Genomic DNA, 26,545 nt, shown 5'->3' on the forward strand with positions numbered 1-26,545 from the left:
AAATCATCCTACTCTCTTTCGTTTTTTCCATTCAGATATTGTTGTTTTTTCCCACTTCTTAAAAGCCCTATAGAATGAATTTTCATCACTATAACCTAATAAAAAAGCAATTTCTTTATTACTCAATCGTTCTTCTTGTAAATATTGTTTCGCTAATTCCATCCTCACTTTTTTCACTTCTAAATTATAAGTGGTTCCTAGTGTCTTTAATTGTCGTTGCAATGTTCTGCTACTCAACATTAATTCCTTAGAAATCTGTTCTATCCCTGCCTCATTACGGGTTAAATTTCTTTTAATGTGCCATTGCACAATTTCTAAAGTATTTGGTGAAGTAGAATTTCCAATCTGTTTATCTAACTGTGGAACAACTAGTTCTATTAATTCTGCATTGTAAGAATTAAAGACTCTATAGCCATCCTCTTTTTTTAGTAATAATTTGTTCATCTCACTGCCATAAAGTACTGGGCAATTAAAATAATGACTCAGTTCCTGTGAATTTGAATCTTTAATCGTTGTGTATAATGCCAAGGGAGTAATAACCTCTCCTGTCCCAAGACGACCGATTTCTATTAAAAATGCCAAGGTACTACCCGCCATTAAATCTGGTAATGCTATATTGTTGAAACATGAAGATACAGTTATACCTATGTTATCCTCCTCTTCTATAACAATTTTTAAAGGTGGACATAACTTTGTGTATTTACAAATTGTTTTTAAGCATTCCATGTAATTTGGAGCATAATATGCTGCCATAATTGTTGGCGGATATTGTGTAACATCAAAACCTGTTGCCATTTTAATTATGCTACTTTCAATATTAGAAACTAAAGATGAATAGTTATGCCAAATCGTAACATATGTCTCTAAAGATATACTTTTCTCATTAATAATGTTTACAGGCAATTGACTACTTTTAACAAATTGTTCATACGATACTCCTAAAGATTCAAATGTCTGCCACAGACCATTGTTTATCATATCCCACACCTCATGTATTTATTTTATAGTTTGCAAATGCTTTAATCACTAGCTTAAGGAGACATTATACATACAAAACACGACACAATATAAATGTTGTATATTATCCTAGCAAATCATTTTTTCTACATATAAATCAATCATCCAGTTCATATATTTCACCTTTAGAAGGACAAAAACCATTGAATTAGAACAAATCTCAATAATAGGAAGTTGGAAATATTGATTTAACAATTTAAGAAACCCCTATTTTGTAAAAAAGATTAAACAAAATGAATGAGTATATTTTTGTATAAATAACTCATTGTATCTAGCAAATAAAAATTACATCTCACACTATCATTCAATGTAATCCATTAGTTCAATATATGGTCCAATTTCAAAAGATTTGTAACGGAAAACATTACATACTTTAATCAATTTTTAAGAATCCTTAAGAATTTTCACCCTACTTTCTTTATGTTTGTATTTTAAACTATAGATAGCACGGTGAAGTTTTGAGCAAGTAAAATATACTGTTGAATATCGATTCATCGTTAGAACAACAGAGAGCCGCTTCAGCGTATTTACCTGAAGCAGCTCTTGTTATCTCAAAAATGGTAATGATGCTTGCTGAATTCCGTTTTGAGTTGAGATATAAAAGGATTTTGCGAATCCCTCACTGTGAATGCATTCGTCTATTAAAAGCATTATAGGAATCTTCCGTAAGTCTAACATTAGCTCATTTCTAACATGTTTTGCTAAAGCGAGATTAGATATAGATAATATAAAAATTCCTGGTAAACTCTTCGTGTTTTCGAAATTCAATAAATTATTTGGTCCATTTTGAATTTGATCTTCCCAAATCCTCAATCTCGATTTCAAATGTTGTGCATATCGCTGACCTTGTTGTACCCTTTCAAATATGAAGTTTTGATTTCCAATTGGAGTTTTAATTTCTCCAACAGCAATTGGATTATATCCATTACCAGTACCTTTTAGCTTTGGATACCAGCACCAGTTTTTTAATAACTGTTGGCCTATTGCAAACTCATATTTTATTTGATTCATAGTGACAAATCTTTGTACCCCCGCTACTCCAAGTTTTAACCACTGTTCTGGCTTCAAAGAATAGTTTGTATTGCGATTATGGTAAGCCCACATCATTAAATGACCAGCAGTATTTAATGTGATTGGAGCAGATGTTTTGGGTTGATCCGGAAATAGCACAGATTTTATCTCCCATCGACTAACAAATCCATACAGTACCAGTTTTTTCAACGATTCTGAAACCTGTGACCTACTAATTTTAGATTCCACAAAATTTTTAATTTGAGCTTCAGTAATCGCTAATGAATCCCAAATAAGCTTTAGTATTAAATTATCTTTTTCATTTATAAAACCTGAATTAATTCTGTCATAAATACTACGTAAATCTGTGAGTGGTTTGAATTTATTTGGAAGAATTGGTCCCCCCTGCAAAGAGGGGTCATCCCAAAGTGATAAAGATTGGTCCCTATTAAGCCAATATTGAACCGCCTTTCCATTCTCTTGTACGGAAACCTGCGGCGCACTCATTAATTATATAAAAACGCCGTTGGGTCGTTAACTTTTTTGCGTCCAAAAGGAAACTTGAAGATAACCCCCGACCCTCTCTCTTTTTCTACATCCACATTTACAATTCTCATACTAACTACTTCATCCAATACTGGCTGTTCGATTGTTTTAGGGACAATTCCTTTAATTGTGCAGCCTTGGTCCAATTCAACAAAAACTCCAAAACGCGGGTCAACATTTACTACCCTTCCTACAATTGTATCCCCTTCAGCTAATTCAGATAATAACTGATAAGGGTTTTCCACGGCTGCTTTTCTAGAAACGTGGATTAATCGTTGCTCTGGATTAAATTGCAGAACCTTAACTGGGATGCGTTCACCAATAGGTGCATAACGATCCACCGCGTTTTTATACACTCTTCCATAGTTTAGTTCATGTAATTTCATGAAGCATTCCGCACCATAGATGCGTAAGAATATAGTTGGAACCTGAGCATTCATATTGTATCCACTTACTTCAGCTTCGTAGGTTGGCTCTTGCAGTCTTTCATCTTGCTCCAATTCTATTAGCTCACGAATTAAAGCATCTGCTGATCTTCTACTTGCTTCTTTTACTGATACCTGAACTTTATTTACATCCAGTTCATCAGACATTTGAGTAATTACTACGTTAAAAATATTACCTGTGAATTGTGTAATACTTCTAAAAGAATAATCAGAGAAGTCCTCTTTTTTACAAATACCTATAATCTTACCGTTTTCAAGGGCAAACTCAGCATATTCAGTATCTGGATCGTCTTTATCATGTTTTTTAACCGTTCTTAATACTGCTTGAATTGGCTCTTTATATCTACGTAGTGCCTGTAGCTTTTCATAAGTTTTTGAATCCATAAAAATATCTCCTCTCCCTCGTTCAATATTTATAAAATTCAAAAATAATACTTCTACTTGAATTATTGTTACTTTTAAATGAGAAACTAAGTTTTTTAGAAATTTTTTCTAAAAATTTTATCATTTTAGCCAAGAAGACTCCTTCCTCAAGGAACGAGAAGTGAATAGGTGGGAGATGAATTGGCTTCGGACAAGGGATGGCAGAAAGCCATCTTAATTGTTCGACATACATATACTGTTACTACTCTGACAAGATGTTTGCATTAGGCTTCTTAAATAATGGGGGAAAAATTAATGTAGTAAATATTGATGGAGAATTAAAAAGGTATAGCGAAATGGTTTTTAAAGGGGAAAAGCCATTCTCAAAATGGGATGATTTAGTATTTGTAGGTACAGCACCGCAAAAGGAAATACAAGAAGATATTCTAACAGAGCAAGAGATGATGCAATTTGCTGTTGATATGAGAGAAAAAAGAAAAAGTCTTCATTACATAAATTTGTTAGGTATCAAAAATAACTACTAAAGCAAAAGAGCCCTCTCTATTCAAGAATGATAGAAAAGGCTCTTTTATTATTAACTTTTTAGCTTATGGCATCTGATCTCTTAAATCAGCTAATGGTAGAACCTTGTCAACGAGCCATAACTTCTTATTTCCATCATAAATTAAATTAATCTGCATTAATGACATATTTTCAGATGATACACCATTGATAATCATTTTACTTTTAACCTTAGCAAGTACGTTTGCTTTGGTAGTATCTATAAATGCATAGTACAATTCGCCACCAATGTACTCTGATTTAAAGGCTACCTTTTTCTTATCTTTTTCTTCTGCGGTACTTGAAGCAGGTGGATTAGGTGGCCCTGGTGGTGTCAATTCTTTCTTCGCATTTGGAGTTATATAAGCTTCAACATTCGTAAGATAGGATTCCCCTTTACCAGTATCATATGTCCGGAATGCTTTTAAAAATCTCTCAGCAGCTTCCTTTACCTGCTGTTGGTTATTACTCTTTAAAGCTTGCAATTCTTTCTCCGCATCCTTATATTGTGATTCTACTTTTTGTATTTTCTTAGACAGCTTTGCCTTTTCATCTTTAAGTTGGGCATTATCTGCATTTATTTTAAAATTTAATCCTATGCTACCTATAAGCAATACGATTAATAAAATTGTCGTTTTTTTCATTTCACCCCTCCTATCTTGCCACCTTACCATAACCCGCAAAATGCTGCTGCCAATATGGTGTATTTAAATCTGCATAACCTATTGGATCGCCTGCATGGAACATACGATTGTTACCAACATAAATTCCAACATGTGAAATACCTGGTTTATAAGTACCTTGGAAAAATATTAAATCTCCTGGTTGTGGATCATTGGTTCGCTGTGTAATTTTATATTGCGTTTCTGCAGTACCATTTAAATTAATACCCGCTTGCCCATATACCCACTGAATGAGTCCGCTACAGTCAAATGATGATTGCGGTGTTCTTCCTCCCCAAACGTAGGGCCATCCTTGATATTTAATAGCTTCATCCATTAGCTTTTTAAATAACTCATCTCCGCCGGCTACAGGTCCTTCACCGCCACCACCTTGATAATATCTTAGTACATGTGGAACATAGTCTGGATCACCATAACACCAATTATTGGCTACTGCTTCTGCACTTCGCCAAGAACCACATTTATAACGATTTTTTGCTGTCTGTTCTGCTGAAAATGCTCTTGCATTCGCGTGTGAATATCCACCATTAGAAAGTGCATAATTTGCATAACCAGTACCATAGTTATAACACTGTAATGTAATATTTTGATCGCCGTTGGATTTTTTATGACAATCTGCAAAATGCATTAAACCATATTTAATACTTTCTTCTGAATCTGTAAAATAACCCGGAGGATGATTTTGTGATTCAGAACTTTGCATAACGTCCAACTGGGTTCCAGAACTTTCTTGCTGAATAAGAGCTAATATTAATGAGGTCATCGCTTCTATGCCGTGTTGGGCTGCATATTTCCTTACCAAAGGCTCCCATCTCATTACTTCAGGACTAACACTTGCAGTACCTGGTGTAAAAGGACCACCAATTCCTCCAGGGCTGACTTCATCTTCACTCATACTCGCAGTTAATAAAAATATCACAATGCCTAAACCTGCAACAACAGCCAGAATAACACCGGCTATTATTAATAATGGCTTTGCAACAGCAACTGTAGCTGCCTTCTGAGCTACTTTAACTGCTACTTTCTTCCCTACTTGTGCAACTGCTTTACCCGCTACTTTTGTTCCTTTACCAGCCGCCTTCCCTAAAGAATGGCCTGCCTTTTTCAAGGCAGGCTTAGCATTCCCTAGCTCAGCTTCAGGATGATGTTCATTTTCAAAGTCGCGATTTGGTTCCGCACTCAATGTATAAACCCTCCCTCACGAGCTGAATTATTTTGGTTTTATCGTTTCTTTTGCTTTTACATTTTTTAAAGCTTCTTGTTGTGTTTGCGTTTTTGCGTTAACTTTCTTAATATCTGCTCCTTCTTTTACATGTTGTTGATTATTCACTTTAGGAACATTTTTAGTTTGTTGTTGATTAACTTGTTTTACCTCTACTTGTTTTGGTGGTGTACTCACATGGGAAGTAGTGACTGGCTTACTCTCAACCGGATTCGCTGGTGATGGTGTTGTTCCTGACTGTGGTGTTGTGATTGGTTTGCTCTCAATCGGATTCGCTGGTGATGGTGTTGTTCCTGACTGTGGTGTTGTGATTGGTTTGCTCTCAACCGGATTCGCTGGTGATGGTGTTGTTCCTGACTGTGGTGTTGTGATTGGTTTGCTCTCAATCGGATTCGCTGGTGATGGTGTTGTTCCTGACTGTGGTGTTGTGATTGGTTTGCTCTCAATCGGATTCGCTGGTGATGGTGTTGTTCCTGACTGTGGTGTTGTGATTGGTTTGCTCTCAATCGGATTCGTTGGTGATGGTGTTGTTCCTGACTGTGGTGTTGTGATTGGTTTGCTCTCAATCGGATTCGTTGGTGATGGTGTTGTTCCTGACTGTGGTGTTATAACTGGCTTTGTTTGACCCGTTGGTGTTTTAATTGTTGCTACTGGTTTTGCTTCCGCCTTTACATCTTCTTGCTTATTCTCAAGTCCACCATTATTTTGATTTGCTACCGGTCTAACATGAGCTTTCACATCTTCTTTATTATTTAGTTCATCGTTTGATTGTCCTACTGGTTTAACATCCGCTTTTACATCTTCTTCTTTATCTTTTAGTTCTGCTTGTTGTATTTCAGGGTCATTATCTTGATGTTTCCCTCGTACTGCTAATTCTGGATTCTCTTTAGTTGCGGCTACTTCTTCTTTAACCCTTTCTTGCTCCTGATTTCCTTTTCTATCGCAAACACCTAAATTTTCTTCTTTTTTCATTTGATTAATATTTTTTTCTTTTTCTGCTTGCATTTTCTCTTTTTCCTTGCGTTTACCATCTGCTACCTTTTCTTTTCTATCAGCATAGTTTTCTTTCAACTGTTTAAACTTACTATAACCTGATTTCCCCACTTTCCCGGCCATTGCCGCACTTGCAACACCCGCGGCTCCAGCTACTGCTACACCTCTTCCAACTGTCTTAGATCCACGTCTAACATCACGATATTTCTGCCTAATATTACTCATAGCATCTGAAGCTCTTGCTGCTCCTGCACTTGCTGGTACTGTAGTAATAGCATCAAAAATTGTTTTACGATATAACCAAACACCTAAGAACGAAAGTACTTGTAATGCAGCAACTACTAAATAACCATACTTATCAGTTGCGCTAAATAAGATTGAAGAAACCCAAAACATTAAAGTTATAAGAAAGCCAATTGCAACTTTCATAAGCAGCGTTCGGAACAATTCAGATAAAAATCTCTTTGCTGTCCCAGTCCATGCAGGTACTAAAGCCATCAATAACATTACTGGTGACATTAGCGCTACGATGATAAACATTAATTGATAAAATAACATCGCCATACTACATAAGCCTAAAACAACCCATAATGGTCCATTGATTAGGAAAAGTAATAATACTAAAGCGCCACGCTCAAAAGTAGCGTCTAACACCAGAATTTTATTATTTTCATCTTTCACTTCATGTTCTAAAAGTTTTTGCCTTTCATCTGCATTAGTTGTTGTTAACATTTTCTTAATTCTCTCATCACCGATTTTTTTCATATCCGTTGTACCAAACTGCAGTAATGTATACGGTTGTTTTATTAACAGAGTGTGTGTTAAATCAGTAATGGAATCGACACCACTTGAATATCCTTCACTCGCTCCACTGATACTTTGAGTGGAATCAAGAACCGTTTTATTTACTTGTTCAGAGAAAGTGTTTAGTCCTTTGATAATATAACTTGAATTTGCGAAAAAACCTAAAGTAAAAACTAAGATACCTAATGCCTTTAACAATCCTCCTAGCATCTCTGACTGGCGTCGTTGTACAAAACCTACCCAGATAACCCAGCAGGCTAATAAAGCTAACATGAGTCCAATCAATTCACTATATATTCCATTACCCCAAGAACCATTGAACCCTGCTGCTTTAGAAATTACATCGCCTAATTTATCTCCTACATCGGCTACAATATTGAAACTCATAGATTGGCCAACCATGCTTGTAACAAAAGTACTAATTCCAAGATTAATGGTCCATCCAATACTTATAAGACTAAATAATACAGCAACCATTTGTTCTTTAACTTTATCCCCCCATTTCCAAAACTTAAGGGATTCACCAAATCCACCTTCTGGTGTATAAATATCAATCCCATAGCTACTTGGAGGGTATTCTTCATATTTTAATTTTTCCTTACTCTTTGGAATAATATCGTCTATAAGTGAAGGTCTGGGTTCTTCCTCTGCATATACTGGAGCAGCTTTAAAGAGTAAATTAAATGCTAAAAGAAATGTACAGACCAATAACAATAGGGTAATAAACTTTTTCATTACATATTACTCCCCCTTTTATGGGAACCTATTAATCTTTTGAACTAAACTCATTTGTCGGTTTAGTATTTGCTACTTCATCGATTTCATTTCGATAAGGGGCAGCATAACTACGTATTTTAAAACCTTTATCTGTTCGAACCACCCTTATCCACTTTATTTCTTTATCAATATTTTTAGGGGGTTTTTTTGATATAAAGTTATACATAATCGTATCCTTATCGACTACATACTCTTTTACTTTATAATCTTTGTAAGACAAATTATTTTTAGGACCTTGATTTTTATCTAATATAGTATCTTTTTCTCCATCCACTACAAGCTTAAGTATTGTTTTATGATCCCTTTGTAAATCGGCTTTTACAAAATCTAGCATTATTTCTCTAGGAGTGTGCCCCTGTTTATCTTTTTCTTCTCCTACATTTGTTTCGCTATTTCCACATGCTGCGCTCAGAATTAGAGCGCCCGCACATAGGCTAGATAGTATTAATTTTTTTAGTTTAGTTTTTACCATGTTAACTCACTCCTACATTTATTTTTTCTCCCCCTTCTTCGACAAAGGTTGCATTAACTTCCTGCTTTTCATCATCATTTGACTTTCTATAATTCTTTCTTGCATTTGGTCTTGTATCAAATGCATCGTATAAATCCTTAAACACTACATCCATTGTGACAACACCTGTTCTTCCTTGGATATCTTGGAATAAGCATTGTCCTGTTTCTAAATTAGTAATAATCGCATGATTTTCTTCATTATCAGGTAATCCAAAGAAATCTAAGATTGAAGAAATCTCTTTACTGTCGGTATTACGGAATGAGAACTTCATACCGATATTATTCTTAAATGTCTCATCTCCCAGGTCACTTGCACTTTGAGTAGCAAAGTATACTGCAGAGTTTAAAGCACGACCTTCACGAACTAGCTTACGAGCTAACTCTCGCCCTTGAGAAGTTCCCATGATTGCCCATGCTTCATCTAATAGAACAATTTTGAATTTAGTAGGGTCCTTTTGAAAGAATTTTCTTGCAAAAGAAGATAGAGACATCAGCATACTAACTGATAAATTTTCTTGTAAGGTATAATCTTTCGGATCTTTTTGAATATCAGGCATATCAAGATGCTGAATTTGTATGATATTTACTGCTGTATCAAGTTCAATATCTCTATTTGTTCCATCACCAAAGATTAAGTGTGCAAATGATAAATTCTCAAATGCTTGAATATGAGCAGCTAATTGTTGATCCACTTTATCCTCACTATCTTCAAGGTATTGAGTTACAGCTGTTAAGCACGGCTCTTCCATTCCTGCTACGAATTCTACGGCTGAAGCTAAGCGCGGGAATTTTTCTGAGTTATCTGGTTTAATACCTGTAATGAAAGTAAGAATTGTCATTGCTAACTCAATTGCATCTTTTCGGCTATGTTTATGAATGATAAATGGGTCTAGTTTCCCTTCATCTCGTCTATCAGCCCCTAGTGTAATTACATTTACCTTACCTTCTAAGCCGTGTAAATCTTCTGTCCAGTTCCCCCTCTCACCTTTTGGATCGACTATCAGTGTTTGGGCTCCTCCTAGTACCGCTAGGTAAACAATTAAGTTTGTTCCAAATGATTTACCAGAACCAGTACTTCCTGTTACTGCAACTGAAAGTGCGCTCGTTTTTTGATTTGCAACGGTATTTGTCGCTGCGAGAGAAGGTGTCATATAAACTGCTTTGTTTAAAATACCAGTTGTACCTATATAAAATCCGATATTATCACCTAAATCTTGTGTTGCACCAAACATACCGGCCGCCAGAACTCCAGGCTCCATAAAGTGTATATAATCATTTACATATCTTCTAGCACCAGGGATAAATTCATTAAACAGCAGGAACTGATTTCCATATGGTCTTACTAGTTCAATCATCATCTCTCTATAAATAGAAATAAGTGAATTGGTATTTCGACGCATTGTATCTAAATCTTCAGCACATATACAGAAAGATACTGATGTCTTAACTAGTGGCATACGTGTCTTTTGTATAAGGGCTTGTAATTCAGTAGCTTCTTGAACACCTTCATACACGTTTAACCCAACAGTTTGTGCATTTTCCCTTGCATGTGCTTCTTGATCTTCTAAATCTTTTTTCTTTTTATTAAGTTTAGATAGAGCTTTACGATGGTTAATATTTTCTGTACGAACACTTAGTTCGATTGGGAAATCTATATTTTGGATCATATACATCCACTCTTGGTCTGGAAATTCCATTGTGTATGGAATCTTCGATGCCGATAAGAAACTCATATATGCTGGATACTCTAATCCATCAGAACCGATTTGAGATATTTCTATATGTCTTCCTTTAACGTCTATTTCGGATTCTGTTAAGCGTAATAAACTCTCTTGATTCGGAAAGATAGCAGAATCATCATCAACTACTGGTGGCGTCCATCCCGCTGTAACAGGTGCTTCCAATGTACGATAGAAGTTGCGTAATACAATCCAGTGTGTTTCATTTGTTTCTAAACTTCTTACGGCTAAATGTTTTCTTATTTTGTTTCTAAAGGCACTAGCTTCCCTTTTAAACATCTCCAAATCAGTTTTTAGTATTTTGGTATCACCAAGTAATCCAAACTGTTCTGCAGTGTTTTTAAAGGTATGGAATGCAGTGTAAAGCATTTCCTTAAGTCCTTCTTGTATGTGTCTTACTTTTAATTTCACACCTATAAAATAACGATATTCTACAGCGTTTTTACCAAATTTTCTTTCTAACTCATGGACAACGTCATCAGTATGATCTATTGCCAGCTCTTTTAGTTCACCACTTACTGTTTCTTTAAACTCATCGGCTTTTTCTTTGAAATTCTGATAAACAGGAATCATTAATAGATGTTTTTCTTCTTCATAATTCCAAAATAAACCGAGTTGTCGCATAAACAACGTATTTTTATCATCGTCTCCTTTAAATTCGTAAGGAATCCCGTATGCCTCATAATACGCCCAGCAAGAACCGTCTTGGTTAAAAATCAAATTATCATGAAAATATTTGACTGGAAATTCAACCTGATTCATTTGTGCCTCCTTAGAGAAGAATATGAGACTAAACTAATTCTTCTGTATAGATTAATTAATTACTTTTTCTTAATTGAATCATCCTTAAATCGAACTACCGTCTTATATTGATAGCTTCCAATATTACCAGTTGTATCTTTATAACGACTCAAATTTTTTCTTTCAAATGTGAATACAAAGAATCGATATATAAATTTGTGTGGGCTTTTTCCATCTAATTCTACATTTCCAAAGAAGTACGCTATACCACCAGGTAATATTAAATATTTGAAAAAGACATTGCTTCCTAAGGGTAAAAACTGATCTAGAAATATAATTACTAAAAGTGTCCCAACAAAGATTCCCAGTTGTCTGTAAGGGACTGGGAAAGGGAGTGTTATGTCCCTTATCCCATATAAACTCTTTGGAATATCCCAAATAGAGTTATAAGTCCTTACTTCCTTACGAGTCGGTTTCTGAGTCACTTATACCAACTCCTTAAAAATTTATGAGTTTTAAGAGTTTTCATTTGAAAACTAAGTTATATAATTTTGTTCCAAGGTCTTTAAATACGTCTGGTGAGAATACAAATACTGAAACAATTGCACAAAGTACTAGCCAACCAATTAAACCTGCCATTTGTCGTTTTACAAGTAGAACAATTACACCGATGATTGCACAAACTAAAAAGATTGGACCTAACTGAGCTACTAACCAGTTTTTAATATTTACCCCAAAATTAATGTTCCCTAAAACCGCGGCATCCGTAATAGTAGGTAATTGCTGAGCAACCATATCTAATCCCAAAAGCTCCATAATTATTTACCCTCCACTTTCTCTAATGTGTTTTCAAATTTCTTCATAGAGCTAATTGAAAACTTGTTATCTTTATTTACAAGATTTAAATCATATGTGTATGTGTACTCTAAGCTGCTATCATTGTCTTTTAATTTGGCGTCCACTAAAACTCTGTATCCTTTGTCCTTATCTTCATAAATTCGTAGGTTTTCTAATTTGCTAAATGTCATAATACCTTTTAGTCCATTTGTTATATTACTTTTTTCAAAGTAGTAAGCAATTTCTTCTGGTGTACCTTCTGTATACACTTTAAATACAGATTGTAAAAAGTGTTCTACTTTTTTAATTTCTGCATCTGTATTAATTTCTCGTCCTTCTGATTTGAAAGTGGCTACCTTATAAGGTGCCTTTTCTCTCTCTCCATGAACGATTGTAGGATTGTTAGGGACTACCATCTTCCCTTTCTCCATTAAAATTGGAATAGAGAAGTACCTTGTAACTTCTTTTGGTTCTTTTGGTGTGTCTGGAGCTTGTGTCGTTCCAGGAGCTGGATTATTTACAGGTTCTAGTTTCTGAATAATTTTCAATGTAACTTCTGCTTCATTTCCTTTTTGTCGGACCTCTACTGCTTCCGATTTAACTACAGTACTAGAAGCGTTTTTTAAAGTATCTCTATTTAATCCACCTTGCTCATCGGATCCTTCAACTAGAAATTTCTCTAATCGTTTTTTTCGTTCTTCAGCTACATTCATATCAACTTTCCAATTAAAATAATTAACGGCAAAACTATTCGCATATGCAATTAATTCTGCTTCTGACATTTTAATTTTTACGGGTTCCTCCTTCTTTTCCAGAACAGCTAATGCTCTAGGAGGACCGGCAAGTTGGATAAATGAAAGGGAGCTTCCTGCAAACACGAATCCCATGACACACCAAAATGTAACCTTACCTACTTTTCTTCCTGTTATCGTTGGAACTTTCTCCCTTGTTTTACGTTTCTTCTTTTCTTTAAGAGCTTCTGAATTTTCTTGTTGCATATCTAATATTTCGATTGTTTTATTTTTTGCTTTTTTAAAGAATGTAAATTTCTTTTTTACCATGTCTTCACCTCTCTTTTTATATGGTTAGGAGATTACAAATTTCATTGTAATTGCCACTAATCAACTATCTACTTTAAGTATGATTTACTTTTTTCTGAAATCTAAGAGAAATAAAAAAAATTTATGTTTTTATATCAAAGTTTTTAAGAGTGCTAAAAAATGAACATTATATTTATTAAAGTCCATAAAAAAACCAATTCCATTAAAAATGAAATTGGTTTTACACAGGAACCATTCTCTATAGTAAGGACTACACAATATTAAAACCTAATATAATATATATCTTTAAAATATATAAAGAAAAAAGATAAAACTTTTATACAGAGAGAAAATCATGTTAAAACATTGATGTGCTAGGGGTTCGTAAGTGCTCTAGCCGTAAAAAATCATAAAAAGTAATTACTGGGAACGTACTTAATGAGCTGAATGAGGATTTAAAACTACAAAATATCGTAAAGTAGGTATATAAAAACTACATATAATCATCGTTAATTTGATGCAAGTAACTGTATATATAATACGTACATAAATTTATGACTTATGAACAAATTTTCCACATTTATAAAAAAACTACACACAATTTATTAACAAATGGTCAAAGTTAAGAACAGAATAAACTTTTTAAACAGAATTAACAGATGTTTTTCTGATTTTAAGTAGATTAAAGGATAGAAGAGGATAAGAACAGTAATTAAGGCATTATATTATACACATCAGGTCAAAATTATTAAGATATCAACAGAATAATAAAAAATATTTATGCTTTTTTGTAGATAAAATGCCACAAAAAGATTAAAATTTCAGATTTCAAAACTTGAAAATTGTGAATATCTTATTTTGTTAAACGTGCAATGTATGAAATTGTATAAAAAATAGAGAGTAGTAATCATTCAGATTAAAAACTGACTCTCTATTCTGCTTGAAGTAATACACTCCACATGTTATCTCCAACACGAATAGCCCTCTACTTTTGCTTTTTTCAAAAATAGAGAGCTGTATCATTACATTGCTGAAAGCAGCTGATCAACCGTATGTGGTACTTCACTGGTTGAACGGTAATATGCTTCTAAGGACTGTAGAAACTGAATTAAATTAAAGTCTTCAGGGACCTCAATTACACGAATCTTTTCCTTCGGCAATTTATCAATTTTTTCAATGAACAGTTCACGAATATCGCTAGGGATTTGATTTCCTTTATGTCCACTGGACTTTAAGAGTTCGCGAATTTCAATTTCTAATGCTGTATATGCGTTAATATTTACTCCTTGTTCATAAGCATATTTTCTAAATAATGATTCCTCTTGATACTGCATGTAATTACGATGGTAAGCATCTATAGTTACAGGTACAGCATATTTTGCATGAAGCAGGTCATGCGCTTTTCGGAATAGCTTTTGAACATTGCGTAAAGAGTATATAGCAAAATGAGTACCAAATTTAAAAATGGCCTCTTCTTGATCATGTTTAGGTACATTGTGTGTGATTAAAGGATAAATACCAGTTTTAGCAGCTGTGTCTAATACACGATATTGAGAAGATTGCTTCAATAACTTACTTAGTGTATAAACAAGCTTTTTAGGATATCCTTCTTGTCGATCAATCATTTCTCGTAAGCCACGAACTACTTGGCGAATTTGACGGTGACAAGAGTGTTTTAGAACGTTAATAAATTGGTTCATATCCTTTGCAAATTCAGCAATATTCAATTCCACTAGCAGGTTTTCAATGAATCTTACTTTGCGTTTATATGTATCACGTGGTGTAAATGGATCACGGTATTCTGCTCCTTCTTCTTTCGCGCATAAGAAATCAGGATGTACAGATAAATGCAATGTTGTGTATTGCTTTTTATTCTTCTTCCCTTTTTCTAACTTACAAATTTTAAATAAAGGAGATCCAGTAGCAGAAAGTTTTGTTTCTAATTCATCAAGTACAGCACGAATCTGATGTGGGTATTTCTTATGTAAGTAACGATACATACCACCAAAATGAGTTGAGCTTCCTTGCTCATCAACTTTGAATAAAGAACGTTTCAGGGTAGTTTCGCGTTTCTGCTGCATTGCTACATCCATGAATAGTTTCTTAGCTGCAATGGATAACTCAAAGAATTCTTTGGTAAATACTATCGGGCTAATAAAAGTATAAGCATTTGCTTTATTCGTTTCTTTATTCATGAAATCAGTTAAGGTAATTTTATATTTACCACTGTACTCATTTTCGATTGTAATGATGTTATGGAAACTTAACTTCTTCAAAGCCACATAAAATTGTGAGTGGTGAATATGTGCAAATGCTTCTTTATAATTTTTATAATCTTCCCAAAGCATGTGGATCGATACATGTGAAAGCTCACCATATGTATTACATTTTTTATGAAGAAATAGAAATACTTCTAAATCAGCATTTGTAATTCCATATAGCTTATGTTTTCTGCCTTCGTTTTTATCAAATTCACTTACTTTATCTACAATTTTTTTCATTTTCAGTGAAAAAGATGGCTTTGCTTTAGCAACAAATCCTTCTTCATCTGCAATTCGTTCTTCATAGGACATTGACTTCACAATGTCTTCTAGATAAGTACCTTTAAAACTGTAATACTTACCTTCTAAAGCTTCTACTAACCTTTGCCATGATTTAATTGTTACAATTACTGGTGTTGTTGTTTCACCATTCAAACTACGTTTGTTCTTTATAACGAAAGGTTTTGCCATCTTTTTCACCTCCTTTTATTTTAAGTTGCAGTTTTCCCCACAATTAGATATAGAATTTCATTTTTGATTATATCAAATCGAATACTGGTGAAATCTGTCCCTTTAAGAGGAAAAATAAAAAAATGAAACGTGCCTCAATCCCTTGTGCGACAAGGGGTTTGACGTTTCATGAAAAAAAGTTTGTTGCCACCATAGGGCTATGAAGTTTTTTGAATATGAAACGTGGCATGCAGTAGGATAAATCTTTCTAAACCATTGATTTCATAGGGTTTTAAGCTAATTTCGTTTTAAAGTTGTAGCCATCATATAGCTATAACGTTTCATGTTTTTTGTAGGGTGAGAAATTCCCATAGATTTCGTATAAACACTGATATATAGGGAGTTATAACTGTTTTTAAATGAAAAGTTGTAGCCATCATACCGCTATAAACGTTTCATTTCGTTTCATGTTTCCTGCCGTCATATAGCTATAACGTTTCATGTTTTTAAAACAAGTTATATTTTATTGAAAGCTGCTGTAACCCTTGGTATATATAGATTTGTTTGAAGTTTTAAAGTGAAAGTTGTAGCCATCATATAGCTATAATGATTTTATTGTGTTTTCTTTCATATTTAATGAAATGGCTTTATATCAACGTTTATTAGTAAATTACATAGAATAAAAATTTTTTTAGTCGAATGATTTTCAGGATATTCTCGTTTCATTTTTTTAAAGTTGTAGCCATCATATAGCTATAACGTTTCATAAATTACGAAATTATAACCACAATATAGCTATTCATTATTATAAGTAAGAAGTAATAGCCATGATAAGGCTACATAGTTTCAAGTAAGAAGTAATAGCCGCGATAAGGCTATGCAGTTTCAAATAAGGGCTTATAGCCCCGATAAAGCTATACAGTTTCAAATAAGAGCTTATAGCCATGATAAGGCTATGCAGTTTCAAGTAAGAAGTAATAGCCGTGATAAGGCTATATAGTTTCAAGTAAGAAGTAATAGCCGTGATAAGGCTATGCAGTTTCAAATAAGGGCTTATAGCCGCAATAAGGCTATGTAGTTTCAAGAAAGAAGTAATAACCATGATGAAGCTATGTAGTTTCAAATAAGAAGTAATAGCCGTGATAAGGCTATGTAGTTTCAAATAAGAAGTAATAGCCGCGATAAGGCTATGTAGTTTCAAGAAAGAAGTAATAGCCGTGATAAGGCTATGTAGTTTCAAGAAAGAAGTAATAGCCGTGATAAGGCTATGTAGTTTCAAGAAAGAAGTAATAGCCGTGATAAGGCTATGTAGTTTCAAGAAAGAAGTAATAGCCGTGATAAGGCTATGTAGTTTCAAGAAAGAAGTAATAACCATGATGAAGCTATGTAGTTTCAAGAAAGAAGTAATAGCGATGAAAAGGCTATACAGTTTCAAGTAAGAGGTAACAGCCATGATAAAGCTATACAGTTTCAAATAAGAAGCAGCTGGGGTATTAAATTTGTGACTTAAAGTAACAAGTTTTCTAGACGTTAAGCAAAAAATCAGTGTGTTTAACTAATTTACTTTTAAAAATTGAAGTTGTATTGTAAAGTATTGATTTTACAAATAGAAGCAGTTTTATATAATTAAAGACAAGTAAATAGAATTTAAATGATCCACAATAAAACGGGTAAAAATCAACAACTGTTCGTATTATTCAGATAACATTTCAACTTAAAGGTTATGTGGTTTTTCATCTAAATGGGAAAAATAAACGCATTTTGATTCATACATTCGTTTAAAGTGAACTTCCATCAGTGGGAGTCTTATAGCCTGCGAATTGTGGAATGAAAAATGGACTAAGAATTTAATCTTAGTCCATTTATTATTTTATATCCATTTTGTATGGAATGTACCTTCTTTATCTACTCGTTTATACGTATGCGCTCCAAAATAATCGCGCTGCGCTTGCAACAAGTTTGCAGGTAGTTTGGCAGTACGATAGCTGTCATAATAAGAAATTGCTGCTGAAAATGCAGGTATTGGAATGCCCTGTTGTACTGCCATTGAGATAATTTGACGTAATCCACCTTGATATGACTCTACAATTTCTTTAAAGTATGGATCAAGTAAAAGGTTCGGTAGGTCAGTGTTTGTTTCATAAGCCTCTTTAATGTTCTGTAAAAAAGCAGCACGGATAATACATCCGCCTCTCCAAAGCATAGAAATGCTGCCAAAATCAAGGTTCCAATCATATTCCTCAGAAGCTGCCTTCAATTGCGTGAATCCTTGTGCATAAGAACAAATTTTACTCATATATAAAGCTTGGCGCACTGCTTCAATTAATTCAGCTTTTTCAACTCCAATTGCTGTTTTATCTTTAGGGCCAGATAAAACTTTGCTTGCGTTCACACGCTCTTCTTTTAAAGCAGAAATGCAACGTGCAAATACAGATTCCGTGATAATAGGCAGAGAGATACCTAAATCAAGTGCGCTTTGGCTTGTCCATTTCCCTGTACCCTTTTGTCCTGCAGTATCAAGAATAACATCCACTAATGGCTTACCAGTTTCTTCATCTTTCTTCTTGAAGATATCGGCTGTAATCTCAATTAGATAGCTGTTCAGTTCACCTTTATTCCATTCAGCAAATATTTCATGGAACTCTTCTGCAGTCAAATCAAGTGTTTGTTTCAAGAAGAAATATGCTTCACAAATTAATTGCATATCTCCATACTCAATACCGTTGTGAACCATCTTTACATAGTGGCCTGCCCCATTAGGTCCGATATAAGAACAGCAAGGCTCGTTATTCACTTTTGCAGAGATGTTTTCAAGCATATCCTTTACTTTTTCGTATGCATCCTTCTGTCCGCCTGGCATAATAGATGGTCCCTTCAATGCACCCTCTTCGCCGCCTGACACACCTGCCCCGATGAAATTGATTCCTTCTTCGGCAAGACGTTTGTTTCGGCGAATTGTATCGACAAAGTATGTATTACCACCGTCAATTAAAATATCACCTTTATCGAGGTAAGGGACTAGAGAATCAATCGCCTTATCTGTAATTTCCCCTGCATTAACCATTAATAAAATCTTTCTAGGTGATTCAAGTGAGTTAACAAACTCTTCAACTATATGAGTACCAACTAAGTTTTTACCACGGTTTTCCTCAATGATTTCATCAACTTTTTCCTTTGAAATATCGTATAGGGCAACAGAATACCCTTTGCCCTCAAAGTTAAGTGCGAGGCTTTTTCCCATAACGCCCACACCAATAACTCCAATTTGTAACTTTTCCATATTCCATCGTTCCTTTCCATGTATGTTACTCTGTATTATAGTATATATACCTAAAATAACACTTTAATCAAATAATCAATCTTTTTCATTTCAATAGGCTTTGCCAGTATTCGTGCAAAAGGTTATAGGGACACGGCACATCACTATCAAGTTAAAAAATAAAGAGAAATTTTCATCCTTATTAATCAATCATGAAAAATAACCGGTTAATTATGAAAAATCACATTAAACAGCTTCCGTATCCCTTTTACTGTTTAGAAAGATCTATACAAATAAACTTAATAATAAAGTAAACCCTAATCCGGCTACAGAAACGATAGTCTCAAGTAAAGTCCATGTTGCAAATGTTTCTTTCATGCTTAAACCAAAGTACTCTTTGAACATCCAGAAACCAGCATCGTTCACGTGTGAAGCAATTAAACTACCAGCCCCTGTTGCAAGGACAACTAAAGCAAGGTTAACATCAGATTGACCTAACATCGGAATCACTAAACCGACAGTTGTTAATGCAGCAACCGTAGCAGATCCCAATGAAATACGTAAGATGGCAGCGATAATCCATGCGAGCAAGATCGGTGATAATGAAGTTCCTTTGAATAATTCGGCTACATAGTTACCAACGCCGCCATCAATTAATACTTGTTTGAAAGCGCCGCCTCCACCAATAATTAAGAGCATCATCCCAATATTCGAGATCGCTGTTGTACAAGATTCCATCACGTTTTTGATTGGAATATTTCTTGCCAATCCCATTGTATAGATCGCAACTAGTAAGGATATCAACATGGCAGTATCCGCATTCCCAATAAACTCGATCGTTGCTAGTAAACTATTATCTTTGAATCCCATTGTTTTTTGCAGCAAAGTAATAATTGTAGCGACTGCCATTAAAAGAACAGGCAGTAAAGCGGTAAAAACACTGATTCCAAAGCCAGGAGTTTCTTCAAGTTTAAATACTTTCTGCTCACCTAATGATTTGATATTACCGGTTTTTGTGAACGCCTCAGGTACTAGTTTTTTTGCAAGTTTAGTAAATACAGGTCCAGCTAACACAACCGTTGGAACCGCTATCATAAAACCGTAAAGTAATACTTCACCGATGTTTGCATGCAATTCACCAGCGATAGCAGTTGGTCCTGGGTGTGGCGGTAAAAATCCGTGTGTTACAGATAAAGCAGCTGCCATCGAAATACCGAGATATAAGATAGAAACTTTTAATTCTCTTGAAATTGCAAATACAATCGGAATTAATAATACTAATCCTACTTCAAAAAATAATGCAATCCCGATAATAAATGAGGCAGTCACAACAGCCCATTGAATGTTCTTTTCACCAAATTTTTTCACAAGGGTCATGGCAATGCGTTGTGCGCCCCCAGAATCTGAAAGTAACTTACCTAACATCGCACCAAGTCCAAAAACGAGTGCTAAATGACCAAGTGTTCCCCCTAATCCCGCTTCAATGGTTTTAAAAATTTTTTCTGGCGGCATTCCAAGTGCTAAAGCAACCCCGACGGATACAATGATTAATGAAATAAAGGTATTTAATTTAAAGCGCATAATCAGTAAAAGTAATGCTAAAATCCCAATTGCTACAATGACTAATGGCATCGTAGTTCCCCCCTAATCTTAGCTGTATTTGTATTTATCCCGCTATTCGTGGGCAGTAAGGCCCCCACCTCGAGATTTAGATAGAAGCGAGGCGTGGGGGATTACTGATGAAAGTTTTACTTTATTAAATTTCTTTGATAATTTGCAATTCGTGTATAATCGTCTTCTAGTACCCTTGATAGGTTAATAAATATAGGCAGTAATTGTCTGTATTCTTTTGTTGCTTCTTCTTTCGGTGTATGTTTGTAGGTACTGCCAACCATTTCGGAAACGATTTCAAAAGAATCAATTTTTCCTGTGGCATAGAGACCTAATATACATGCACCTAGACAAGAGCTTTCGTAGCTCTTTGGAACAACGACTTCAGATGCGAAAATATCGGACATCATCTGTCGCCAAACGTCAGACCTTGCGAAGCCGCCTGTTGCTTGAATACGGGTTACAGGACCATCCATGCATTCGGTTAACGCTAAGAATACAGTGTATAAATTATATATAACGCCTTCTAAAGCTGCACGAATCATATGTTCCTTCTTATGTGACATCGTTAAACCGAAGAAGGAGCCACGTACATCTGGATTCCATAATGGTGCACGTTCACCTGCGAGGTATGGATGGAATATTAATCCGTCTGCACCAGGTCTCACGCGTTCAGCTATTTTAGTTAATACATCGTATGGATCAATTCCTAGTCTTTTTGCAGTTTCTACTTCTGATGAAGCAAGTTCATCACGAATCCAACGAAGGACCATTCCGCCATTGTTTACCGGTCCACCAATTACCCAATGCTTTTCAGTTAAGGCATAACAAAATATTCTTCCTTTTTTATCTGTTTGTGGCTCGTCAATGATGGTCCGAATAGCACCACTTGTCCCAATTGTGACAGCAATCTCACCTTTTCGAATTGCATTTACACCTAGATTAGAAAGCACCCCATCACTGGCACCAATGACAAACGGTGTTTGTGAATCGATACCAATCTTTTGGGCTAAATCTGGATTGCAGTTGCTAAATATTTGGGTGGTTGGTACGAGTTCAGATAATTGAGCTGATGTTATACCAGCAATTTTTAAAGCTTCCTCATCCCAATCTAGCGTTTTTAAGTTCATCATACCCATGCAAGAGGCGATGGAATGATCAACAACATATTGATCAAAGAATTGTTTGAAGATATATTCTTTGATTCCAATATATTTTTTCGTTCTAATAGCAATTTCCGCATGGTCATTTACAATCCATGTAATTTTACTTAATGGTGACATTGGGTGAATAGGTGTTCCTGTTCGTCTATAAACTTCATGGCCATTCAGTTCATCTTTGATTTTATGTGCCCATGCCTCACTACGATTATCTGCCCAAGTGATACAAGGTGTCAGCGGCTGATCATTTTCATCCATAGCAATAACACTATGCATAGCACTGCTAAATGAAATAAACGATGGTTTTTTATCTGAATGCTGTTTCGTTATATTTGATATCGCTTGTAAAACAGCTTGGAAAATCTCTTCTGGATCTTGTTCCGCTGTGGATATATCCGATGTGCGAAGTGGATAACCAATATTCTCGGTTTGGATGACTTCGCCTTTTTCAGTAAATAAAACTGCTTTCGTACTTGTTGTACCGATATCTATACCTAACATATAGCTACTCATGTCCTTGCTCTACTCCTTTAGATAACATTTGTTGTGACATCCAGAGATCTTCAACTTTCCCTTGAACATCATCAAAGTTTTGATGTAAGGCCTCAATCATGAGGGCCCGATCTTTTGATTCGATTGCTTTTATATAAAGCTCATGATTTTTAATAACCCGTTCAAAGTCTTCGTACTTTTCCTTGAAACGATTACGCATTGATAAAAGGATTAAGCTTTCCATAACAGGCTTTAAATTATTCCAAATCATCAGGATGTAGGAATGCTCAATGGTTCGAATAATCGTTTCATGGAATAAGAGATCTTGATAAGAAAACTCATCAGCATCATTATATTTAATGGCGATTTTCATCATTTCCATTATTTTATTTAGTTCTCTTACTAAATCATTTGTGTCCATCTTTACAAGTCGCTCAAAGATAAACGTTTCTATAAGTAAACGAACATCATATATTTCTTCGATTTCTTTCTCGGTTAAACCAATGACAACTGCGCCCATTCTTTCTAAGCGAATAATATTTTCAGAAGCTAGTACTTTTAATGCTTCACGAACGGGTGACCGACTTACAGAAAAATCGGCAGCTAATTTATTTTCCGATATGATGGTACCGCTTTCAATTTCGCCTGCAATAATGCGCATTCTCAGTTCGCTCGCAACACGATCACCTGTAGAAGCTTTTGAAAGCCATTTTTCAGGATAAAGAAATTCCATTGATTTCGTCATAAATTCACCTCGTGTTAATCAAGTATACTTGTATACAAGTATTATAACTCGGATTTTTAATTATGCAAGCGCTTTTATTATTTGCTTTGGTTCTTTTAGAGGAAAGCCCCATAATTAATAAGCTAACAAATCGAGTCGCTCCAAAAACTATTATTGTTGATGAAGAAGATTTAGGGAATGGAAAACCGAAGAATACGATATCCAAGGACTTACATCAACATATTTACCACTAGGGTTTACAACTTTTTGAATCAAAAATATAAAGGTTAAAAATGTAACAGTAACTGAATTTGAGTATTAAAATGTTGGTTTGAATTAAAGTTTGATCAAAGTATTTCTGCAAATATTGATTTTATAAATAGAAGAAACCCACACGCTTTGAACAAGTTTGATCAAAATGTGTGGGTTTTAATTTTGAAATCCTTAAGTTTTTATAAAAAAGATTGATCATTTTATGTGGCCTACTTAAATAAATGCAGTTGTCAGTTCAACTATATTCCTTCATGATATAGCATATAAAATTCATTTTTCAAAAGAAATATTTTGTTTAATGCCCTAACTATTACAATATATTAGTAATTTTTTCTATGTCTGTTGATAAATATAAAAACACTACCTAGCACACTTAATGAAAGCATAAAATATAACAATATATTAGGTAGAAGTTCTGCAGAAATAATATCTACCAAATGAAAAGTAATAAGTCCAATAATACCTAAATATAAGACGTTGAATAACACATTATTTGTTTTATATTGAATTTCTTTCCCTCTTTCATCTCTTCCTTCATCACTTGATTGAAAACTAATTACATACATCTGACTGATGAATATTAAAAAAATAAATAAAGATTTTAACCACAACATATGTATCACTCCTCCTGATAATCAAACACGTCGGTTAATGACTTTTCAAATATATTTGCAATTTTAAAAGCAAGAATTAGAGAAGGATTATATTTATTTTTTTCAAGAGTAGCGATAGTTTGACGACTAACACCCACCCTTTTTGCCAGTTCTTCTTGAGTCCAACCTTTTTCTGCTCGACAAACTACAATTTTATTATGCAACAACAGCAACACCTCTTGAGATGATTGTAATTTATTTCTTACAATTCGTAAAGTATTTTTGACAAATTGTTTTTTATAATTAAAAATACACATAAAAAATCCCCCTTTATACAAAGAGGTAAAGCGGTGCAACTTTTTTATAAACAGTAGAACTTTCTTCTAAACGGTATGACTTTATTTCAAAACTACATAAAAAACTTTTAAAAATTGAAATTGTATTGTAAAGTAGTGATTTTACAAATAGAAGCAGTTTTATATAATTAAAGACAAGTAAAGATAATTTAAATGATCCACAAGAAAATATGTAAAAATCAATAAATATACGAATTATTCTGACAATATTTCAACTTCAAAGCTATGTAGCCATCATATAGCTATGGCGTTTCACATTTTTAAGATTCAAATTATATTTGTAATTAACATTGTTAGGAGGTATTTAAATATGGAGAAAGTGTTAGCATTGTTTAGTGATGCCCTCCTACTTGCTGCTCCAATTTATGAAGAAAACAAGCAGTTATGGGCCAAATGGAATAAATATTATAAAGAAGTACAAGAGAATCACGATAAATTAGTAACATCAGCTAATATGTCCCCTTCCTTTTCGACACTTGTTTCTTGGTTAGGTCAGAAACAAGAGCAAGGAATATCGTTGTTAAACATTTATGCCAATCTGAATAAATATAAAATTGAGATTCAAAATGTACTAGATAAGATCATTGAACAGGAATTCGAAGAAAAAGTTGAAGCAGTTGAACCAACTCAAATTTCAATTTTTGAAGATAGTCAGGTAACAGAACATATAGAAGATATATCGGATGATTACTATCCTGTAACCAATGACGCAATGTACTATCAATTACGTGATGGAATAGCAAAAAATCATTTTGAGGAAGATGAAGCAGTAGCAAAACCGGTACTGCCATTAGAAACAAAAAATTCAAGCGGAGTTGCACAACTATCTTCACATAAGGATGAGGATTTGAGATTAGTGAATACAAACGAAGCAGAAAGATGGTCTATATTGGTTGATGGAGTAATTAGTAATATGGATGATCTTACAGCAGACTGTTTGGATACCATTACAATACAATGGTTAAATCAAGCTAAATCACCAGATGAATTCATAGATTTTAGTTATGAAAATGTATTGGAATTGTGCAATATGCCAAAAGCATCTGCAAATGGTGTAGAGTATTATCGAGCAGAAGATAAAATAAAAATAGCACAACGTATAGCAGCTTTAGCTAGTATCTTTATTTATTTGAATGATGATAATGAAGTTGTAGTACTGAACGATCAAGCAGAAACTGGGCAAAAATTCGAAGTAAAACGTGAAGTAATCAAAAGGCTATTCGTACTCGATTCAGTAGTGTTATGGAGAGATAAGAATACTAATGAATATATGGGAATAGAATCTTGTAAGATTAAACCAGGTAGTTTCTTATCAGGCTATTTGTATGGCTCTAATAGTACAACTGCTTTATTATCGAAAAAAGCACTAGAGTATAATAGCTATAGACATAAGTTTCATAAACGTTTAATTCGTTATTTATCATGGCAGTGGAGAATTCGTCAGCAATACAGTACTTTAAAAAGACCATACTCCATTGGTGGAGAAAAAGGTCTACTATCTGTAATGGGTATTACAACTACAAAGGGTCGCCCAACTCGAATTCGTGAACAACTAGAAAATGTTTTAAATGATTTAGAAAAAGAAAATGTAATTTCACATTGGGCGTATGCAGAGGAATTGGATGAAACAAAGATAGGAGAACGTAATTGGTTTAAGAATTACTATTCCAAATTAGGAATCATTATCTTACCACCAAAAGAATTGATGAATAATATAGATAGTATGGTAAAGAAAAAAGTAATAGGTATGCAAGAGAAGCAGGAGGACCATTATATTGCAGAGACAGTAAAACAAACTCCTGAAGGATCAGAAGATGTGATACGAGAAAAAATTATGTATCAGCATGTGCATCAAAATAAAACAATGCGTGAGATAGCAGATGAAATAGGTCTATCCCCTGCTACACTATCAAGATTCTGTAATAACAAAATGAAGCGTATTTCAAAAAGTGTTAATGAAAAACTAAACAAGTGGTATGAAAGACAAATGATTATAGAGTCAATGTAAAGAGAAGCAGATACCTTTATTTAATGAAGAGGTACCTGCTTCTTTTTGGTTTGTTCATATTCTGC

Annotated in this window: 20 protein-coding genes and 1 pseudogene; 2 read left to right on the forward strand and 19 right to left on the reverse strand. The window is 34.3% G+C overall.

Annotated features, from left to right (window positions below; all coding sequences use genetic code 11):
- Positions 1 to 3: 3 nt before the first annotated feature.
- The 4 genes from AAG068_RS28710 to AAG068_RS28725 all read right to left on the reverse strand — a co-directional run bounded on the left by AAG068_RS28710 (position 4) and on the right by AAG068_RS28725 (position 3,404).
- Entirely contained in the window at positions 4 to 978 is a 975-nt protein-coding gene (locus tag AAG068_RS28710; RefSeq protein WP_342719943.1) for a helix-turn-helix domain-containing protein, read from the reverse strand.
- Positions 979 to 1,086: 108 nt separating this feature from the next.
- Positions 1,087 to 1,212: a hypothetical protein gene (locus AAG068_RS28715; protein WP_342719944.1), complete on the reverse strand. Its 126-nt coding sequence runs from the start codon at positions 1,210 to 1,212 to the stop codon at positions 1,087 to 1,089.
- Between the two features lie 351 nt (positions 1,213 to 1,563).
- Positions 1,564 to 2,535 carry a hypothetical protein gene (locus AAG068_RS28720; RefSeq protein WP_342719945.1) on the reverse strand — a complete coding sequence of 324 codons (972 nt, stop codon included), beginning with the start codon at positions 2,533 to 2,535 and terminating at the stop codon, positions 1,564 to 1,566.
- Positions 2,535 to 3,404, reverse strand: coding sequence for an RNA-binding protein (locus AAG068_RS28725; protein WP_342719946.1), 870 nt, complete (start codon positions 3,402 to 3,404; stop codon positions 2,535 to 2,537). Before AAG068_RS28725 ends, AAG068_RS28720 begins: the two co-directional genes overlap by 1 nt.
- A gap of 239 nt (positions 3,405 to 3,643) precedes the next feature.
- On the opposite strand from AAG068_RS28725, the pseudogene AAG068_RS28730 reads away from it, so the two are divergent.
- Positions 3,644 to 3,928, forward strand: a pseudogene (locus AAG068_RS28730) (hypothetical protein); the annotation flags it as partial.
- Between the two features lie 63 nt (positions 3,929 to 3,991).
- On the opposite strand, the gene AAG068_RS28735 reads toward AAG068_RS28730, so the two are convergent.
- From AAG068_RS28735 to AAG068_RS28805, 15 genes are all read right to left on the reverse strand, one after another.
- Positions 3,992 to 4,588, reverse strand: a complete 597-nt coding sequence (locus AAG068_RS28735) for a hypothetical protein (protein WP_342719947.1) — start codon at positions 4,586 to 4,588, stop codon at positions 3,992 to 3,994.
- A gap of 10 nt (positions 4,589 to 4,598) precedes the next feature.
- On the reverse strand, positions 4,599 to 5,810 hold the full coding sequence (locus tag AAG068_RS28740; protein ID WP_342719948.1) for a bifunctional lytic transglycosylase/C40 family peptidase: 1,212 nt from the start codon (positions 5,808 to 5,810) through the stop codon (positions 4,599 to 4,601).
- A gap of 27 nt (positions 5,811 to 5,837) precedes the next feature.
- On the reverse strand, positions 5,838 to 8,381 hold the full coding sequence (locus AAG068_RS28745) for a CD3337/EF1877 family mobilome membrane protein (protein ID WP_342719949.1): 2,544 nt from the start codon (positions 8,379 to 8,381) through the stop codon (positions 5,838 to 5,840).
- A gap of 31 nt (positions 8,382 to 8,412) precedes the next feature.
- The gene (locus AAG068_RS28750; RefSeq protein WP_342719950.1) at positions 8,413 to 8,895 is read right to left on the reverse strand and encodes a hypothetical protein; all 483 of its coding nucleotides are present in this window, start codon (positions 8,893 to 8,895) and stop codon (positions 8,413 to 8,415) included.
- Position 8,896: 1 nt separating this feature from the next.
- Positions 8,897 to 11,437 carry an ATP-binding protein gene (locus tag AAG068_RS28755; RefSeq protein ID WP_342719951.1) on the reverse strand — a complete coding sequence of 847 codons (2,541 nt, stop codon included), beginning with the start codon at positions 11,435 to 11,437 and terminating at the stop codon, positions 8,897 to 8,899.
- A 59-nt stretch (positions 11,438 to 11,496) separates the two neighbouring features.
- Positions 11,497 to 11,901, reverse strand: coding sequence for a TcpE family conjugal transfer membrane protein (locus AAG068_RS28760; protein ID WP_342719952.1), 405 nt, complete (start codon positions 11,899 to 11,901; stop codon positions 11,497 to 11,499).
- Positions 11,902 to 11,941: 40 nt separating this feature from the next.
- On the reverse strand, positions 11,942 to 12,232 hold the full coding sequence (locus tag AAG068_RS28765; protein WP_342719953.1) for a hypothetical protein: 291 nt from the start codon (positions 12,230 to 12,232) through the stop codon (positions 11,942 to 11,944).
- A 2-nt stretch (positions 12,233 to 12,234) separates the two neighbouring features.
- Entirely contained in the window at positions 12,235 to 13,314 is a 1,080-nt protein-coding gene (locus AAG068_RS28770; protein WP_342719954.1) for a conjugal transfer protein, read from the reverse strand.
- A 1,001-nt stretch (positions 13,315 to 14,315) separates the two neighbouring features.
- Positions 14,316 to 16,025, reverse strand: coding sequence for a hypothetical protein (locus AAG068_RS28775; protein ID WP_342719955.1), 1,710 nt, complete (start codon positions 16,023 to 16,025; stop codon positions 14,316 to 14,318).
- 1,849 nt (positions 16,026 to 17,874) lie between these two features.
- Entirely contained in the window at positions 17,875 to 19,284 is a 1,410-nt protein-coding gene (gndA, locus tag AAG068_RS28780; RefSeq protein WP_342719956.1) for an NADP-dependent phosphogluconate dehydrogenase, read from the reverse strand.
- 264 nt (positions 19,285 to 19,548) lie between these two features.
- Entirely contained in the window at positions 19,549 to 20,895 is a 1,347-nt protein-coding gene (gntP, locus tag AAG068_RS28785) for a gluconate permease GntP (protein WP_001131719.1), read from the reverse strand.
- 116 nt (positions 20,896 to 21,011) lie between these two features.
- Positions 21,012 to 22,547, reverse strand: coding sequence for a gluconokinase (gntK, locus tag AAG068_RS28790; RefSeq protein WP_342719957.1), 1,536 nt, complete (start codon positions 22,545 to 22,547; stop codon positions 21,012 to 21,014).
- Positions 22,540 to 23,271 carry a gluconate operon transcriptional repressor GntR gene (gntR, locus tag AAG068_RS28795; RefSeq protein ID WP_222655480.1) on the reverse strand — a complete coding sequence of 244 codons (732 nt, stop codon included), beginning with the start codon at positions 23,269 to 23,271 and terminating at the stop codon, positions 22,540 to 22,542. The genes gntK and gntR overlap by 8 nt, the downstream gene beginning before the upstream one ends.
- Positions 23,272 to 23,843: 572 nt before the next feature.
- Positions 23,844 to 24,137, reverse strand: coding sequence for a hypothetical protein (locus AAG068_RS28800; protein ID WP_342719959.1), 294 nt, complete (start codon positions 24,135 to 24,137; stop codon positions 23,844 to 23,846).
- A gap of 5 nt (positions 24,138 to 24,142) precedes the next feature.
- Complete coding sequence (locus AAG068_RS28805) at positions 24,143 to 24,343, reverse strand: helix-turn-helix transcriptional regulator (RefSeq protein ID WP_025151352.1); 201 nt, start codon at positions 24,341 to 24,343, stop codon at positions 24,143 to 24,145.
- Positions 24,344 to 24,782: 439 nt separating this feature from the next.
- Here AAG068_RS28805 and AAG068_RS28810 point away from each other — a divergent pair, with 439 nt between their 5' ends.
- Positions 24,783 to 26,480, forward strand: coding sequence for a helix-turn-helix domain-containing protein (locus tag AAG068_RS28810; RefSeq protein WP_342719960.1), 1,698 nt, complete (start codon positions 24,783 to 24,785; stop codon positions 26,478 to 26,480).
- Positions 26,481 to 26,545 lie beyond the last annotated feature (65 nt).

The sequence above is a fragment of the Bacillus paramycoides genome (genome assembly GCF_038971285.1).
GTDB lineage: Bacteria > Bacillota > Bacilli > Bacillales > Bacillaceae_G > Bacillus_A.

Bases quoted from the DNA above. Each gene is read 5' to 3' on its own strand.
- AAG068_RS28710 (WP_342719943.1), bottom strand. From the start codon at position 978: ATGATAAACAATGGTCTGTGGCAGACATTTGAATCTTTAGGAGTATCG.
- AAG068_RS28720 (WP_342719945.1), bottom strand. From the start codon at position 2,535: ATGAGTGCGCCGCAGGTTTCCGTACAAGAGAATGGAAAGGCGGTTCAA.
- AAG068_RS28725 (WP_342719946.1), bottom strand. From the start codon at position 3,404: ATGGATTCAAAAACTTATGAAAAGCTACAGGCACTACGTAGATATAAA.
- AAG068_RS28735 (WP_342719947.1), bottom strand. From the start codon at position 4,588: ATGAAAAAAACGACAATTTTATTAATCGTATTGCTTATAGGTAGCATA.
- AAG068_RS28745 (WP_342719949.1), bottom strand. From the start codon at position 8,381: ATGAAAAAGTTTATTACCCTATTGTTATTGGTCTGTACATTTCTTTTA.
- AAG068_RS28750 (WP_342719950.1), bottom strand. From the start codon at position 8,895: ATGGTAAAAACTAAACTAAAAAAATTAATACTATCTAGCCTATGTGCG.
- AAG068_RS28755 (WP_342719951.1), bottom strand. From the start codon at position 11,437: ATGAATCAGGTTGAATTTCCAGTCAAATATTTTCATGATAATTTGATT.
- AAG068_RS28765 (WP_342719953.1), bottom strand. From the start codon at position 12,232: ATGGAGCTTTTGGGATTAGATATGGTTGCTCAGCAATTACCTACTATT.
- AAG068_RS28770 (WP_342719954.1), bottom strand. From the start codon at position 13,314: ATGGTAAAAAAGAAATTTACATTCTTTAAAAAAGCAAAAAATAAAACA.
- AAG068_RS28775 (WP_342719955.1), bottom strand. From the start codon at position 16,025: ATGGCAAAACCTTTCGTTATAAAGAACAAACGTAGTTTGAATGGTGAA.
- gndA (WP_342719956.1), bottom strand. From the start codon at position 19,284: ATGGAAAAGTTACAAATTGGAGTTATTGGTGTGGGCGTTATGGGAAAA.
- gntP (WP_001131719.1), bottom strand. From the start codon at position 20,895: ATGCCATTAGTCATTGTAGCAATTGGGATTTTAGCATTACTTTTACTG.
- gntK (WP_342719957.1), bottom strand. From the start codon at position 22,547: ATGAGTAGCTATATGTTAGGTATAGATATCGGTACAACAAGTACGAAA.
- gntR (WP_222655480.1), bottom strand. From the start codon at position 23,271: ATGACGAAATCAATGGAATTTCTTTATCCTGAAAAATGGCTTTCAAAA.
- AAG068_RS28800 (WP_342719959.1), bottom strand. From the start codon at position 24,137: ATGTTGTGGTTAAAATCTTTATTTATTTTTTTAATATTCATCAGTCAG.
- AAG068_RS28810 (WP_342719960.1), top strand. From the start codon at position 24,783: ATGGAGAAAGTGTTAGCATTGTTTAGTGATGCCCTCCTACTTGCTGCT.